The organism is Jannaschia helgolandensis (genome assembly GCF_900109285.1).
In the GTDB taxonomy this organism is placed as follows: domain Bacteria; phylum Pseudomonadota; class Alphaproteobacteria; order Rhodobacterales; family Rhodobacteraceae; genus Jannaschia; species Jannaschia helgolandensis.
The window spans coordinates 239446-254736 of sequence record NZ_FNZQ01000002.1 but is presented as its reverse complement, the minus strand read 5'-3'; the positions used below and the strand labels follow the sequence as shown (position 1 = coordinate 254736).

Below are 15291 nucleotides of genomic sequence, written 5' to 3'. Positions count from 1 at the left end.
ATCACTCCCGTGGTCTCAGCGCGGCCAGTTTCGGCAGGGTCATGACCGGGTCGGGCGTGATCCCGGTATAGGCTTCGAAGCTCTGCATGGCCATGAAGCGGAACAGGTCGAACCCGGTCAGAACATCCAGCCCGGCCGATTTCGCCGCCAATGCGAACGGTGTGTCGGTCGGGGTATAGACTGCGTCAAATGCCCATTTCTGGTGGCCCAGAAGTAACGGATCGAAGGCCGTGCCGCCATAGGGGGCCATGCCCAAGGGCGTGCAATTCGCCAGTCCGTCTGCATCGCGAATGGCATCCGTAGAGTCCGCGATGTCGACAGCAATGGCCCCGGTGCGCGCCGCCAGTTCGTGGGCCATGTCGGCGTCCAGGTCCCAGATATGCACCGGCCCCGCGCCCAAAGCGATCAGCGCCGGAACCACGGCCCGCGCGACGCCGCCCGCCCCGGCGACTGCAACGCTTCCGGGGGAACGGTTCAGGACATTGGGAAAGGCTGACAGAAAGCCGGTATAATCGGTATTGTGCCCTGTCACCGGGTCGAAAATCAGCGTGTTTGCCGCGCCGAGGTGCGCAGTGCCGGGCACCATCGCGCCGTCCGCCCACGTCGCGGCATGGGTTTTCCACGGGTGGGTCACGGTTACGCCGGTCCAGCCATCCGAACGCAACAGATCGATCTGGTCATCGAAATCGAAACCCTCGATCTCCAGGGTGTCTATCGAGGTGAAGGCGACCTCGATCCCGACGTCCGCAGCCATGATGTCCAGGGCTTTAGACAGACGCGAGTTGCCGATATTCTCACCGATCAGGCCACAGAGCAGGGTCATGTCACGCTCGCTGTCCGTTCGATCCGCAAGATGACATCCAGGGTGGCACGGGCCGAGGCGGCATCGACCAAAGGTTTGACCCGACCGGCGATCACCTTTGCGAAATGCTCCAACTGACGGATCAGGGGAACGCCTTCGTCCACCGGGGTTTCGGACGGGCGCGGCTTCTCATTCCAATGCGTGGACCCGGACCAGACGCGTAGGGAGGGGAACTCCACTCCACCGCCGGTGCAGGCGATCCGCAAACTGTCTTGAGCGGTACAGGGAATGTGGGGGTTTTCGCCGGTTCCGGCCTCGAAGCCCCAGGGCGTCGGCGTAGTGTCGGAATAGGTCAATGTCGCGATCACGCCGCTGTTGAACCGCAAGACCGCGCCACCGGATTCGGGCCGCTTGGCACCCCGGATCGCATTTGATGCAAGTCCCAAGACATCCGTGACCTCACCGAAGAGCCACCGCAAGATGTCGACGTCGTGGATCAGGTTCTGCTTGATCGGCGCACCGTCGATTCCTGCGCGCCAGTCTGCGTCGAAGTATTCGTCCGGCTTGCGCATCAGCCACATCATGTTCGCCGCGACCGGATGGCCCAGCCTGCCTGACGTGATGATCTCGTGCAGCTTGGCAACGCGAGGATGGTGCCGCCGGTGATGCCCGACCAGTATCTTGACACCTGCGGCATCGGCCGCCGCGATCATGGCGTCGGCGTTTCCAAGCGTGTCCGCCACCGGCTTTTCGACCAGTACGTGCCAGCCTCGTTTTACGGCAGCGATCGTCAGGGGCGCATGGCTGCAGGTCGGGGTCGCAATGACGATGCCGTCGGCGGCGACATCTACGGCGTCGATGTTTGCGAAACCGGGGGCAGTGGCATGCGCCCGCCGTGCCACGTCAGGGTCGATGATGCCTGCTAATATCAGATCGGGATGCGCTTCGATATGCGCCAGATGCCGTGCGCCTATCAGCCCCGTTCCGGCCAGCAGAAGTCGGGTCACATCACCGCCCCGATCTGCCATGGCACGAATTCATAATCGCCCAAACCCTGCGTCTCGGATTTGCTGGCCTCTCCGCTGGCCACGCGCAGGAACATCTCATAGATCTCGCGCCCCTTGGCTTCGACCGACGACCGCCCGTCCAGAATGTCGCCCGCGTTGATGTCCATGTCCTCGGGCATCCGGTCGAACAGCGACTGGTTCGTCGCCACCTTGATCGTCGGCGCTGGTTTCGACCCGAAGGCCGATCCGCGTCCGGTGGTAAAGCATACCAACTGGCATCCACCCGCGATCTGGCCGGTGACCGACGCAGGGTCGTATCCAGGGCTGTCCATGAAGGTGAACCCCTTGGCCGTTACCTGCTCCGCATATTTGTAGACACCCGTCAGCGGCGTCGTCCCGCCCTTGGCCGCCGCGCCCAGTGACTTTTCGAGAATGGTCGTCAAGCCGCCCTTCTTGTTGCCGGGGCTGGGGTTGTTGTCCATCGAACCCTTGTTGCGGGCGGTATAATCTTCCCACCAGTCGATCAGGCCGACCAGCCGGTCACCCACCGCCCGTGTCACGGCCCGGCGGGTCAGAAGGTGTTCGGCACCATAGATTTCCGGCGTCTCGGCCAGCACGCCAGTGCCGCCCTGCGCCACCAGCAAGTCGCAGGCATGTCCCAAGGCGGGGTTCGCCGTGATCCCCGACCATGCGTCCGATCCGCCGCATTGCAGTGCCACCTTCAATTCGGACGCAGGGCAGGGCGTGCGCCGCGCCTGGTTCGCGATGGGCAGCATCGCACGCACCTTTGCGACCCCAAGTTCGACCGTCCGACGCAGGCCCGCGACATTCTGAATGTTCATCGTCTGGAATGTCGGTGTGTGCTTCAGCCCCCAGGCTTCCAACAGCCAGTCGATCTGGTTCATCTCGCACCCCAGGCCCACCATTACGACGCCCGCATGGTTCGGATGCTTGGCGTATCCCCACATTACGCGCTGCAACGCTTCGAACCCGTCGCCGTCTGACGCCATGCCGCAGCCTGTGCCGTGGACGAAGGCGCAGACACCGTCGACGTTCGGATAGTCGGCCAGTTCCTCCGGCCCGAAAGAATCGGCGATCCGCCGTGCCGCCGTGGCCGAGCAATTCACCGAGGTGACGATGGCAATGTAATTCCGGGTGCCAATGCCACCATTTTCGCGTCGATAGCCCATGAATGTATCGCCGGTGGCAGGCGCGACCGGTTGCAGGTCAGTCCCGAATTCATAGGCGTGATCGGTCGCGGCGAAGGCGCAGTTATGGGTATGGACGTGATCGCCCGGTGCGATGGCTTGGCTGGCATAACCGATAATCTGGCCATATTTGCGAATCGGCTCGCCGACGTCCATCGCGGCGGTGGCAATCTTGTGACCCGAAGGGATAAGGTCTGCGGTCACTGTCTCCTCGACCGGGGCGCCGACCTCCAGCGCGCGGGTTGCGGTGACGACGGTGTCGCTGGTGTGCAGGCGGATGGTAGTATGCATGGGACTCACGAAAAGGCTGGGCCGCGCCATGCGACCAGATGGAAGACCTGTCGACCCTGATAGGGTCGAAGTCGGGCGATCACTCCAACAGGATCTCGACGATCGGAGGATAGATCAAAAGGACCGACAGCGCCGCAAGCTGAATGCAGATGAACGGCAGGAAGCCCTTGAAGATGTCGGTCAGGCTGATGTGCGGAGGCGCGACCGATTTCAGATAGAACGCGGCGGGACCGAACGGTGGCGACAGGAAACTGACCTGCATGTTCATGGTAAACAATACACCGAACCAGACCGACAGATATTTCGGCTGCAGCGTGCCGAACAGGCCGATCTCTTCGATGGGCAGACGCTGAACGATGGGCAGGAACACCGGAATGATCAGCAGGACGATGCCGACCCAATCCATGAAAGCACCCATGAACAAAAGGATCAGCATCATTACCAGCAAGATGCCCATTGTCGGCAGGTCTGCGGACACGATCAGGTTCGCCACATAGGTCGGGCCGCCCGCGATGGTGTATGCACCGGCCAGCGTTGCCGCGCCGATGGTGACCCAGATGATCGTGCCCGTCGATTTCAGGGTGCGCATCAGGCTGTCCCAGACCAGCTCGACCGAGGCCTCACCCCGGAACAGCGAGATCAGGAACACCGCGATGACGCCCATTGCCGCCGCCTCGGTAATGCCCGAAATGCCACCGTAGATCGACCCCAGCACCACGCCGATGACCACGATGGGCGCGACCAGTCCCTTGCCCATCGCCCAGCCTCGCTTGGCCCGGTGGGTCTTGAAAACGAAGAAGATCAGCGCCAGCGATATGGCGACCGCGATGGCCGTGATCCAGACGTGTTGCGGCTGTCCCATGGTGATCGGATCGACGTTTGCGATGACCGCATTCTGGCCGGTAACGGTGAAGAACAGCGCCCGCAAGAACAACGCGGTCGAGAACCCGGCCGCCAGAATTGCAAGGAATGCGCCGAAGAGCTTGGCTTTTTCGGCGCCTCTCGGATCGTTCGGGTCATCGGCGGGCAGGGGGGCCAGCGCCGGGTTCATCTGCGTGCGGATGATGATGTAGATGATAATGAACGACGCCAGCATGAAACCGGGCAGGAAGGCCGCGGTGAACAGCGCCTTGATGGACGTTTCCGTGATCAGGCCGAAAATGATCAGCACGATCGACGGCGGGATCATCGTGCCCAGGCTGCCGGACGCGCAGATCGTACCGATGGCAAGGTTCTGGTCATAGCCCAGCCGCAACATCTGCGGCAGCGCGATCAGGCCCAGCAACACGACTTCTCCGCCGATGATGCCCGACATCGCCGCCATGATAACCGCCATGATCGACGTGACGATGGCAATGCCGCCGCGTGTGCGCGACAGCCAGACATTGAGCGAGGAATACATCGACTTGGCGATGCCGGAGCGTTCCAGCAGCGAGGCCATGAAAATGAACAGCGGGATCGAGATAAGCACGTAATCCGTCAGCAATCCGAAGATCTTCTGACTGAGAATGTTCAACGGCCCCGATCCGAACCGGCCCGTCAGCAGGCCTTCGCCGAAGTCCCACGGCGCGGTCAGCAGCGCAGGCTCGAACTTCATGACAAGCACCAAAACCGCAAGCACCGCCGACGCGAGGCCCAGTGGCATCCCTATAGCCAGCAACAGCATCAGGCCGATCAACAGAACCAGAGAAATCGTTCCGACGTCCATGTCTTCCCCCTTGTGGCCCCGTTTTCGGGTGCCGTATTTACCAGCCCCCTGTGGGCGTCAGTCGTCGGAAACCGCGCGGCGCAACCGCTCCAGCTCGTCTTCGTCGATGTCATCGGCGGCGGTATGGATCACCGGCACCATGTTCCAGTCCCGGAACAGATTGGCGATGGCCTGAGCCGCGACCAGAATGACCACCACGATGATCATCGGCTTGATCGTCGCCGGGATCGGTGGATTGAAGGCCGTGCCATAGAGCTCCCACCGCAGGAATTTCTGCGTGGCTTCGCCGTATGCGCCGTAGAACAGAAAGAATGCGAAGGTTACGATCAGCACAGTCGAGATAACGTCACAGACCCGCTGCAACCAGCGCGGGAACAGGTCATACAGGATGTAGATGCGGATATGGCTGCGCTGCTGCATCGCGTAGAGGCCCGACAGCAGGAACGTGAATCCCGCCAGCCAGAGCGACACTTCGTTGGCCCAGAGCGTCGGTTTCTCGAACACGTATCGCGCCAGAACCTCGAATAGCATCACACAGACCAGGATCGCGATCAGCGCCATCGTTGCGCGGCCCAGGAAACAGGAAATTCGGTCGAACAGGCCCCAGTCCTGCCATTCCATCGGAGCGCGGCGCACCGTCATGACGCCGATGACGAACAACACGATCACGGCCAGTGCCATGCCCCAGTCTATCGGCCCAAGCACGGACCACTCGCGTGCCAAACGGTCCACTTCAGGACCGGGTTCACGCAGGAGTATAATGAAGCCGGGGAAATTCCAGATCGTCCAGGCCATGCTGCCTACAAACAACAGCGGCACGAACACCTCGATGGCGCGGGGCTTGTAGATCACGCTTCCGGCGTCCGCGCTGGTTTCGATCGGTGTGATGTTGCGTGGTGTGGCCATGAGAGTCGGTCCTCGGGCACGGCGCGCCGGGCGCGGGCCTTGGGCTGTCGAAAAGGGATTGCACCGTTCTTTCGGGAATGGTGCATGGTCAAGGGTGGGATGCGGCCCTGCAAGCGGGCCGCATCCGGGTCGGGTCAGGTGCGGATCACTCCTGCACGAGGCCCAGCTGCTTCAGATACGCCAGGTGCGATTCCACCAGCGCCTCGGCTTCCGGCGTCGTTGCGAACTCGGGCCAGGTGGACTGCGCGGCGTTGCGGAATTCCTGCAGGTCCGCCGCAGACCATTCCGACAGGGTGACACCTTCTTCGCGCAGTTGCGCTGCGGCCTCGGCGTTTTTCTTCTCGAACGTCAGGGCCGTCCGAAGCGCAAGGCTTTCCATCGACACGGACATGATCCGCTGATGGGCTTCGGGCATGCCGTCCCAGACCGACTTGTTGCACGCCAGGTGATCCGACGGCATCGAGTGGAAGCCGGGGTAGTTTGCGAATTTGGCGATATCATACAGACCCAGACCGACATTGTTGGCCAAACCGGATGCGTCGGCCCCGTCGATGATGCCGGTTTCCAGCGCGGTGAAGATCTCGGTGAAATCCATCACAATCGGTGTCGCGCCAAGCTTTTCGAAAATCTTGGTTTCCATCCCCGGAGGCGAGCGGAACTTCCAGTTCTGCAAGTCGCTGATCTGGGCGATCGGCTTGGTCGAGGCAAAGCTCTCCTGACCGTAGATCCACCAGCCGACCAGCTGCATGTCATAGGCATTGTAAAGCTTCTGCGCGGCTTCAAGCCCCCCCCCGTAATACAGCCAGGACAGCTGCTGGTACGGGGTTGCATAGCCACCCATGATGTCGCCAACGAACTGGAACGCAGGGTTCTTGCCGGTCTGATAGGCTCCGCCCGTCATGTCGCAGTCAAGGATGCCGGACGCGGCGGCGTCGAAAGTTTCCGTCGGTTTCACCACGGATGCCGAATAAAACATCTCGATCGCGATTTCGCCGTTGGACATGGTCTGAACGTTGTCAACGAACGCCGCTGCAAGGCGTCCCGATTCGGTCTCTGGTGCATAGTGCGTCTGGATACGAAGCGTCGTGGTGGCATGGGCGTCGGCCAGTGCGGCGGTACCTGTCAGAGCAGTGGTGGCAGCAGCGAGCGCGGCCAGCGTGAACGTTTTCATTTTTATCCTCCCGGTTTTCGATGGCTATCCCCGTGCCCGCAGCGGGCCTCCCTCGGGGCGCCGCCAAAGCCTAGCGGGGATTTTGCGTGGCGCAACAAGGAAAATGAAAATATATGGACATTGCATTATTTTCTGGAATATCAAAATTCCATGCAATCGAGTTCGGGAGGGACACGAATGCCTGCCGAACGAACCGGAACGCCCGATATCTATGCCGATCTGGAGCGTCGTCTGATGACGGCGGGCTTTGCGTCAGGGGCCAAGCTGATGCCATCGGCGCTGCAGCATGAGTATGGCTGTTCAGCCAATACCGTGCGCGACGTGCTGTTGCAGCTGTCCAAGGTCGGGCTGGTCGATTTCGAGATGCAGCGCGGCTTTCGTGCGCGCCGGATTTCGGCTGCGCGGCGCAGCGATATCGCCCGTTTTCGCATCCTGCTGGAACAGGAGGGGGCGGTCGGGTCAATGCGCCAGGGGGGACTTGCATGGGAAGCGCGCCTGACAGCCGCGCATCATTCCCTGAGCCATATCGAGCGTGAGATCGAGCGGCAGGGCAAGATGGGATCGCTTCTGGGCCTGTGGTCGGATGCCGAACTGACGTTCCATGAAACGCTGATCTCGGCGTGTGAAATGCCTGTACTGATCGAGACGTTCGCGTCAATCTACAAACAGTTCCGCCAGCAGATCACCGGGCTGGAAGAGGCTTATTCGCCCGAATTCCTTCATCACATCGTCGCTGAACACCAGGCGATTCTCGACGCCGCACTGTCGCGCGACGAAGATGCCCTGCGTGCCGCAATTCGCCATCATCAACGGCGGCACTTTGGATGATGCACCATTCCACTCAATCAGAGTCCGTTGCGCGCCCTCAGTTCCAGATACAGGGCGGAATGATCCATTTCGCCGCCGTCCATCGCGTCGCGCAAGTGCTTGAACCGGTCGTTGACGGCGCTCACCGTGGGCAGCGTCAGGTTGAGCGAATCAGCCTCGCTCAGCACGTTGTCCAGATCCTTGATCTGGAACTTGGTCAGCCCGCCCGGAACGAAATCGCGATTTGTCATTCGTGCACCATGCTGCTGCAGGATCACACTGTCTGCGAACCCGCCCTTCAGCGCGTCGCGCACGGCGGCGGGGTCGGCGCCCCCCTGTTCCAGCAGAAGCATCGCCTCGGCCACGGCACCGATAGTGCAGGCGACAATGGCCTGGTTGGCCAGTTTCGCCAGTTGTCCCGCACCCACCGGCCCGACATGCACCGGGCGGCCCATTGCGGACAGGACCGGCTGGATTTTCGCGAAAGTATCGGCGTCGCCGCCTGCCATGATTGCCAGGGTCGCGCCCTGCGCCCCCTTGGTGCCGCCGGACACCGGCGCGTCGATGTATCCCATTCCAATGCCTGCAAACCGCGCGGCGTGGGCGCGGGCTTCCTCGGGTCTGATCGACGCCATTTCGACCCAGGTCGTGCCTATGGCAAAGCTGTCCCAGACAGCCTGCTGCACGGCGTTCGAGGCCGGTCCGTCGGACAGCATCGAGATCACGATACCGGCACCCGCAACCGCGTCTTCGGGCGTTTCGGCCACCGTTGCACCCAGACCGGCCAGCGGCGCAGCCTTGTCGGCGGATCGGTTCCAAACCGTAAGATCGTGCTTTTTCGCCAAGAGGTTACGGGCCATCGGGCCGCCCATCAGGCCGGTTCCCAGAAGGGTGAGCTTGGTCATATCAGGTCCCCTGTTTGCGCTTACACTAGAAACTCACTAGCCCAATTTACAATCAGGAGATTCACATGACGGACCGTCTCAAGGGCAAACGCGCCCTGATCACCGCGGCCGGACAAGGCATTGGCCGCGCCACCGCCGAGATGTTCATTGCGGAAGGGGCAGAGGTCTTCGCCTCGGATGTGAATACCGATCTTCTGGCGGGCCTCGATTGCGAAACCCTGATGATCGACGCCCGCAATGATTCAAGTGTCCAGGCCGGGGTCGCGACAGCGAAACCGGACGTATTGTTCAACTGCGCGGGCTTCGTGCATCACGGCAATGCCCTCGACGCGACAGACGCGGACTGGGACTTTGGCTTCGATCTGAACGTCCGCAGCATGTTCCGCACCATACGGACCGCCTTGCCGGGCATGATCGAACGGGGCGGCGGGTCGATCGTCAACATGTCATCGGCCTGTTCATCGGTCATCGGCGCGCCGAACCGCTTCATCTACGGCACCACAAAGGCCGCCGTGATCGGCCTGACGAAATCGGTCGCGGTCGATTACATCAAGCAGGGCATCCGCTGTAACGCGATCTGCCCCGGCACCGTGGAATCGCCATCCTGGCACGACCGGGTGAAAGCCTTGGGCGAAGAATTGGGCAGCTACGACACGGCGCTGGAACAATTCGTCTCTCGCCAGCCGATGGGGCGTGTCGCGACCGCCAGGGAAATCGCTTCGCTTGTAACTTATCTGGCGTCCGACGAATCCGGGTTCACGACGGGCCATCCGCATGTCATCGACGGCGGCTGGTCCGGACAATAACAATATCTTACGAGGCGACCTTCATGTCGAAACTTCGCTCACGCCTGTGGTTCAACAACCCCGACAACCGCGAGATGACCGCCCTCTATCTTGAGCGCTATCTCAACTACGGTCTGACGCGGGAAGAGTTGCAGGGCAACAAACCGATCATCGCCATCGCCCAGACCGGCAGTGATCTCAGCCCCTGCAATCGCCACCATATCGAACTGGCCAAACGGGTCCGCGACGGCATCATCTCTGCCGGGGGGGTGCCGCTGGAGGTGCCGGTCCATCCCATTCAGGAAACCGGAAAACGCCCCACCGCGTCGCTGGACCGCAACCTCGCCTATCTTTCGCTGTCCGAAACGCTGAACGGCTATCCCCTCGACGGCGTGGTCCTGATGATCGGCTGCGACAAGACGACGCCCGCGCTTCTGATGGCGGCCGCGACGGTCAACATTCCCGCCATCGCCCTGTCCGTCGGCCCCATGCTGAACGGCTGGTTCAAGGGCACTCGCACAGGGTCTGGTACCATTGTCTGGAAAGCGCGGGAGATGCATGCCGCGGGCGAGATCGACGACGCCGGGTTCATGGAGATTGTCGCTTCGTCAACGCCGTCCGTCGGGTACTGCAACACGATGGGCACCGCCACGACGATGAATTCGCTGGCCGAAGCCCTTGGAATGCAGCTGCCCGGAGCCGCGGCGATTCCAGCGCCCTATCGTCAGCGGGGCCAAATCAGCTATGAAACTGGCCAGCGCATCGTGCAGATGGTCCATGACGATCTGAAACCGTCAGACATCATGACGCGCGATGCCTTTGAAAACGCTGTCGTCGTCAACTCCGCCATCGGTGGGTCGACCAATGCGCCGATCCATCTGAATGCCATCGCGCGACATCTTGGTGTGCCGCTGGACAACGACGACTGGCAAGACATCGGGCACAAGGTTCCCCTGCTGGTAAATCTCCAGCCTGCCGGGAAATATCTTGGCGAGGATTACTATCATGCAGGCGGCGTCCCAGCCGTGATCGGACAGCTTCTGGCCGCAGGAATGTTGCCCTATCCGGATGCGCTTACCGCGAACGGCAAGACGATGCAGGATAATTGCGGAGGGCATACCTCTGAACTGCCGGACGTGATTCTGCCTATCGACGCGCCGATGCTGAAGGATGCAGGGTTTCTCAATCTGAAGGGCAATCTGTTCGACAGTGCAATCATGAAAACCTCGGTCATTTCGCCGGAGTTCCGTAAACGCTACTTGTCCAATCCCGATGATCCGGAGGCCTTCGAGGGTCGGGCCATCGTATTCGACGGACCTGAAGACTATCACTTGAAGATCGACGACGAAGCCCTTGAAATAGATGAAGACTGCATCCTTATCATGCGTGGAGTTGGGCCAATCGGTTATCCCGGAGCGGCCGAGGTCGTGAACATGCGTCCCCCTTCGTATCTGCTGAAACGCGACATTCATACGCTGCCCTGCATCGGGGACGGCCGACAATCCGGCACATCGGGAAGTCCCTCGATTCTGAACGCCAGTCCCGAAGCGGCAGTCGGCGGAGGTCTTGCACTGGTCGCGACGGGTGATCGCCTGCGCATCGATCTTGGAAAAGGGACCGCAGACATGCTGGTGGACGAGGAAACGCTGGCCAAACGTCGTGCCGCCTTGCCGCCGCATCCTTTCACACCCGACAGCGAGACGCCGTGGCAGGAGATATTCCGCGACCGCGTAGGCCCGCTGTCCGAAGGCATGACCCTGCGCGGAGCAGATGCCTATCGTGGAACGGCGCAAAAGGGTGTCGCTCGCGACAACCACTGAGTCATAAAATATTAATACTTTTCTAGGAGATACAACATGAAACTGTGCCGCTTTGGGGAACCGGGTGCCGAAAAGCCCGGTCTGATCGACCACAATGGCGATCTGCGCGATCTGTCGAACGAAGTCGCCGATATCGGGAACGAAGCCCTGTCGGACATGTCGCTCGACATCCTGTCCAAGGTCGATGCGATGCAACTGCCGCTGGTCGAAGGCCCGGTCCGATACGGCCCCTGTGTCGCCAACGTGGGCAAGTTCCTCTGCATCGGCCTCAACTTTTCCGATCATGCCGCCGAAACCGGCGCGGCAATTCCCGAACATCCGATTGTGTTCCACAAGGCCACCAGCTCGATCATCGGCGCGAACGACGATGTCGTCATGCCGCGCGGATCGACCCGTTCCGACTGGGAGGTGGAGCTGGGTGTAGTGATTGGCACGACCGCCAAATACGTCAGCGAAGATGACGCGCTGAACCACGTTGCGGGCTATTGCATCGTCAACGACGTGTCCGAACGGCATTTCCAGACGCAGCTGTCCGGGCAGTGGACCAAGGGTAAATCCTGCGACACCTTCGGGCCGATCGGCCCATGGCTGGTCACACGGGACGAGTTGGGCGATCCGCAGAATCTGGCCATGTCCTGCGAAGTGAATGGCAAGCGGATGCAGACCGGCAACACAAACACCATGATCTTCACGGTCGCGCAATGTATCAGCCACCTGAGCGGGCTGATGACCCTGCATCCGGGCGACGTCATCACCACAGGCACCCCTCCGGGCGTCGGAATGGGGATCAAGCCGAACCCGGTCTATCTGAAAGTCGGCGATGTGATGGAGCTGTCGATCGACAAGCTGGGATCGCAGCGTCAGGAGGTAAAGATCGATGACTAAGACGCGCCTCCTCCAGATCGGGGACATTACCGACCGGATGCGCGATGCCCTGTCAGAGCATTTCGACATTGACGTTCTATTCGATCAGGACGACCGCGCAGTATTTCTGACGAAAAACGGCGCTGAATACCCGGCGATTCTGACCAACGGGCACTGGGGGGTGCCCGACGACGTCGCCGCTGCGACCCCGAATCTCAAGGTCGTCAGCAGCTATGGCGTGGGCTATGATGCCATCGACGCCGACGCCTATGCGCGCCGTGGCGTGAAGGTCGCGCACACACCCGACGTTTTGAATGACGAGGTAGCGGATACTTTCGTCATGCTCTGGCTGGCGGTCTCACGGTCGCTGATCCCGTCGGATCGTCATGCGCGTTCGGGCAAATGGGAGACGGAGGGGAATTATCCATTGACCCGCACCGTGCAGAACCGGCGTGTGGGTATTCTCGGCCTGGGTCGCATCGGCCAGACCATCGCCGACCGGTGCGAGGCCTTCGGGGCCGAGATCCACTATCACTCCCGGTCGAAAAAGGACGTGGCCTACACTTACCATGATACGGCGAAATCCTGCGCCGAAGCGGTCGAGGTTCTGGTCGCCATCACACCCGGCGGCCCGTCGACGCAGCACATGGTCAATGCCGAAGTGTTGCAGGCGCTTGGCTCCGACGGTCTGTTCTTCAACGTCGCGCGCGGGTCCGTCGTGGATGAGCGGGCCTTGGTGAAGGCCTTGCAGGATGGCGTGATCGCAGGTGCAGGCCTCGACGTGTTCGCGGAGGAGCCGAAAATCCCCGATGCACTCAAGTCGATGGACAACGTCGTGCTGACCCCTCATGTCGCGTCCGGCACCCACGAGACGCGGCAGGCGATGGGCGATCTTGCAGTGGGAAATCTGACGCAATGGCTCAAGGACGGCACGGTCAAGACCCCGGTGCCGGAGTGTCGTGATCTTTGACGAAGATCAGGGCGGCTTCATGCAGGGCCGCTCTTTCTTTGCTCTGTAAATACTCCGGGGGCGCGAAGGGAAGTCCCTAGCTCCGCCCTCAGACGCTAAGGCCCGGCATGTCAACGATCCGCCCCGCCAGATAGGTCACCCGATCCGACACTTCGGTCCGCACCGGGCCGATATGCGGCGCATCGCGCAGGGTGGTAAACCAGTGCTCCGGCGGGTTGCGCCCGCGCGAATTGCCGTCAAAACGCAGGCCCCGCAGCACGGCTTCGGCTTCGGGGGGCAGGCGGTCCGGTATGTCCTGACCCGACAGCACCGCCCAGTTCCCCGACCAGAGCCGCCCGACCGACCAGGGATTATACCCTCCGCCCCCCAGCAGCAGGAATCGCGGGGCCAGTTGTATCAGTGCCGCCAGCAGATCCCAATGCGCATTGTTCGACAGGGCAAGCCGGGACAGCGGATCTTCGTCGACCGCATCGGCCCCGCATTGCAGGACGATGGCGTCGGGCGCGAAAAGTTCGACTGCCGGCAGCATCAGGCGATCTCGGGCCAGCGCCATCTCGCTGTCGTTCAAACCGCGCGGCAGGGGCAGGTTGAAGGTCTGGCCGACGCCCGCATCCCCGATCAGTCCGGTAAACGGCCAGCGTTTTTCCTCGTGCGTCGAAATCAGCAGCGTGTCGGGGTCATCGGCGAAGGCGTATTCGACCCCATCCATGTGATGCGCGTCGATATCGACATAGGCCACGCGGACAGCACCCGCGCGTTTCAGCGACAGGATGCCCAGCACGGCATCATTCAGATAGCAGAACCCGTTCGCCCGATCCGGCATCCCATGGTGCGTCCCACCGCCGGGGTTATGGATGCGGCCGCCGTCGCGCAGCAGTTCTCCGGCCAGCAAAGATGCGCCCGCTCCGGTTGCGGGACGGCGAAACATCTCGGGGAAGACCGGGTTCGAAACTGTGCCGAGGCCATGTCGCGCGCGGGCATCTTTGTCCACTGCGCCGGAGACCTCGGCATGTTGCAAGGCAGCAAGATAGGCAGGCGTATGCCAGACGGACAGGGCGGCGGGTTTGGCGCGGGGCGAGGTTCGGAATTGCGATGCAGGCAGCCATCCCATTGCGCGCGTCAGGTCCAGCACCGTCGAAACGCGGGGTACGCGCAGAGGGTGCCACGTGCCATAACTCGACCCGCGATAGATGTCCGACCCGAGCAGAAGCGGTGTCACGGGATTGGGCTCTTTTTCGGCAGGATGGCTTCGATGGCGCGCGTCATCTGCGGCGACATCGATCGGGTGCCCACCCGCCCGGCAGCGTCAATCCCGCCCGATGGATTCAGCCGCATCTTGTTGAAGTTCCAGTCAGGCCTTTCGCCATATATCTTCTGCAAGGTCCGCCGATCCGCGTATTGATCGGTGAACCCGCACAGCGATGCGGTGCGCACCATCAAAACCATGCAATCCTTCTGGGTGTCGAGGCCGATGGTTCCGCCTTCGCGCGCGCCGAACACGAACCCGATGTCGGTATGGGTCAGCATGGGGGGGCGATGTCATGGTACATCCCCCCGAGGCTAGCCGGACCGCGCCTGCAATCAAGGGGCTACGGCTTGCGCGGGACGCAAAACCTCCTAGATTGAAAGGGGTAACGACATCGGGGATCCTATGATCCGCTATTCGCTGAAATGCACGGATGGCCATGCCTTCGACAGCTGGTTCCAGTCCGCCGACGCCTTCGACGCTTTGGCGGCCAAGGGGCTGGTGACCTGTGCCGCATGCGGTAGTGATCGCGTGGAAAAGGCGCTCATGGCGCCCAAGGTCGGAAGCCTTGCCGTACCCGCGTCTGACATCGAGAAGAAAATCGCGGCCCTGCGTCGCAAGGTTGAATCCGAAGCCACCTATGTCGGCGGTCGCTTCGCCGAAGAAGCGCGGGCGATCCATGGCACACAAGGCGACAAGGCGATCTACGGCGAAGCGAATGCGGCAGAAGTGAAGTCGCTGCTGGAAGATGGCGTGCCCATCGCGCCGTTGCCGTTTTTGCCGAAATCGAAGGCGAACTGA

15 protein-coding genes are annotated in these 15291 nt (G+C 61.6%); 6 read left to right on the top strand and 9 right to left on the bottom strand.

The features are described 5' to 3' along the window. Position 1: 1 nt before the first annotated feature. From BMY38_RS08235 to BMY38_RS08205, 6 genes are all read right to left on the bottom strand, one after another. Positions 2 to 823 (bottom strand): shikimate dehydrogenase family protein, encoded by an 822-nt coding sequence (locus BMY38_RS08235; protein ID WP_092761725.1) that lies wholly within the window; start codon positions 821 to 823, stop codon positions 2 to 4. Then, positions 820 to 1809 (bottom strand): Gfo/Idh/MocA family protein, encoded by a 990-nt coding sequence (locus BMY38_RS08230; RefSeq protein ID WP_175495810.1) that lies wholly within the window; start codon positions 1807 to 1809, stop codon positions 820 to 822. Before BMY38_RS08230 ends, BMY38_RS08235 begins: the two co-directional genes overlap by 4 nt. After that, complete coding sequence (locus BMY38_RS08220; RefSeq protein WP_092762019.1) at positions 1806 to 3308, bottom strand: D-arabinonate dehydratase; 1503 nt, start codon at positions 3306 to 3308, stop codon at positions 1806 to 1808. Before BMY38_RS08220 ends, BMY38_RS08230 begins: the two co-directional genes overlap by 4 nt. A 79-nt stretch (positions 3309 to 3387) precedes the next feature. Next, positions 3388 to 5016 (bottom strand): TRAP transporter large permease, encoded by a 1629-nt coding sequence (locus BMY38_RS08215; RefSeq protein ID WP_092761721.1) that lies wholly within the window; start codon positions 5014 to 5016, stop codon positions 3388 to 3390. A 57-nt stretch (positions 5017 to 5073) separates the two neighbouring features. Beyond that, positions 5074 to 5922 carry a TRAP transporter small permease subunit gene (locus BMY38_RS08210; protein WP_245737546.1) on the bottom strand — a complete coding sequence of 283 codons (849 nt, stop codon included), beginning with the start codon at positions 5920 to 5922 and terminating at the stop codon, positions 5074 to 5076. A gap of 145 nt (positions 5923 to 6067) precedes the next feature. Then, positions 6068 to 7093, bottom strand: a complete 1026-nt coding sequence (locus tag BMY38_RS08205; RefSeq protein WP_092761719.1) for a TRAP transporter substrate-binding protein — start codon at positions 7091 to 7093, stop codon at positions 6068 to 6070. Between the two features lie 177 nt (positions 7094 to 7270). On the opposite strand from BMY38_RS08205, the gene BMY38_RS17905 reads away from it, so the two are divergent. Beyond that, a complete protein-coding gene (locus tag BMY38_RS17905) occupies positions 7271 to 7921 on the top strand; it encodes a GntR family transcriptional regulator (protein WP_175495809.1) in 651 nt (216 codons plus the stop codon). 17 nt (positions 7922 to 7938) lie between these two features. Here the strand turns inward: BMY38_RS17905 and BMY38_RS08195 are convergent, their stop codons facing one another. Further along, positions 7939 to 8805, bottom strand: a complete 867-nt coding sequence (locus BMY38_RS08195) for an NAD(P)-dependent oxidoreductase (RefSeq protein WP_092761717.1) — start codon at positions 8803 to 8805, stop codon at positions 7939 to 7941. A gap of 65 nt (positions 8806 to 8870) precedes the next feature. On the opposite strand from BMY38_RS08195, the gene BMY38_RS08190 reads away from it, so the two are divergent. The 4 genes from BMY38_RS08190 to BMY38_RS08175 are packed head-to-tail and all read left to right on the top strand — an operon-like array spanning position 8871 to position 13244. After that, positions 8871 to 9611 (top strand): SDR family oxidoreductase, encoded by a 741-nt coding sequence (locus BMY38_RS08190; protein WP_092761715.1) that lies wholly within the window; start codon positions 8871 to 8873, stop codon positions 9609 to 9611. Between the two features lie 23 nt (positions 9612 to 9634). Next, positions 9635 to 11410 carry an IlvD/Edd family dehydratase gene (locus BMY38_RS08185; RefSeq protein ID WP_092761713.1) on the top strand — a complete coding sequence of 592 codons (1776 nt, stop codon included), beginning with the start codon at positions 9635 to 9637 and terminating at the stop codon, positions 11408 to 11410. Positions 11411 to 11446: 36 nt separating this feature from the next. Further along, positions 11447 to 12295, top strand: a complete 849-nt coding sequence (locus BMY38_RS08180) for a fumarylacetoacetate hydrolase family protein (RefSeq protein ID WP_092761711.1) — start codon at positions 11447 to 11449, stop codon at positions 12293 to 12295. After that, positions 12288 to 13244: a 2-hydroxyacid dehydrogenase gene (locus BMY38_RS08175; RefSeq protein ID WP_092761709.1), complete on the top strand. Its 957-nt coding sequence runs from the start codon at positions 12288 to 12290 to the stop codon at positions 13242 to 13244. Before BMY38_RS08180 ends, BMY38_RS08175 begins: the two co-directional genes overlap by 8 nt. Before the next feature lie 88 nt (positions 13245 to 13332). On the opposite strand, the gene BMY38_RS08170 is transcribed toward BMY38_RS08175, so the two are convergent. After that, complete coding sequence (locus BMY38_RS08170; protein ID WP_092761707.1) at positions 13333 to 14463, bottom strand: acetoin utilization protein AcuC; 1131 nt, start codon at positions 14461 to 14463, stop codon at positions 13333 to 13335. After that, positions 14460 to 14771 carry a thioredoxin domain-containing protein gene (locus BMY38_RS08165; protein WP_092761705.1) on the bottom strand — a complete coding sequence of 104 codons (312 nt, stop codon included), beginning with the start codon at positions 14769 to 14771 and terminating at the stop codon, positions 14460 to 14462. The genes BMY38_RS08170 and BMY38_RS08165 overlap by 4 nt, the downstream gene beginning before the upstream one ends. Before the next feature lie 124 nt (positions 14772 to 14895). Here BMY38_RS08165 and BMY38_RS08160 point away from each other — a divergent pair, with 124 nt between their 5' ends. Continuing rightward, positions 14896 to 15291 carry a DUF1178 family protein gene (locus BMY38_RS08160; protein WP_092761703.1) on the top strand — a complete coding sequence of 132 codons (396 nt, stop codon included), beginning with the start codon at positions 14896 to 14898 and terminating at the stop codon, positions 15289 to 15291.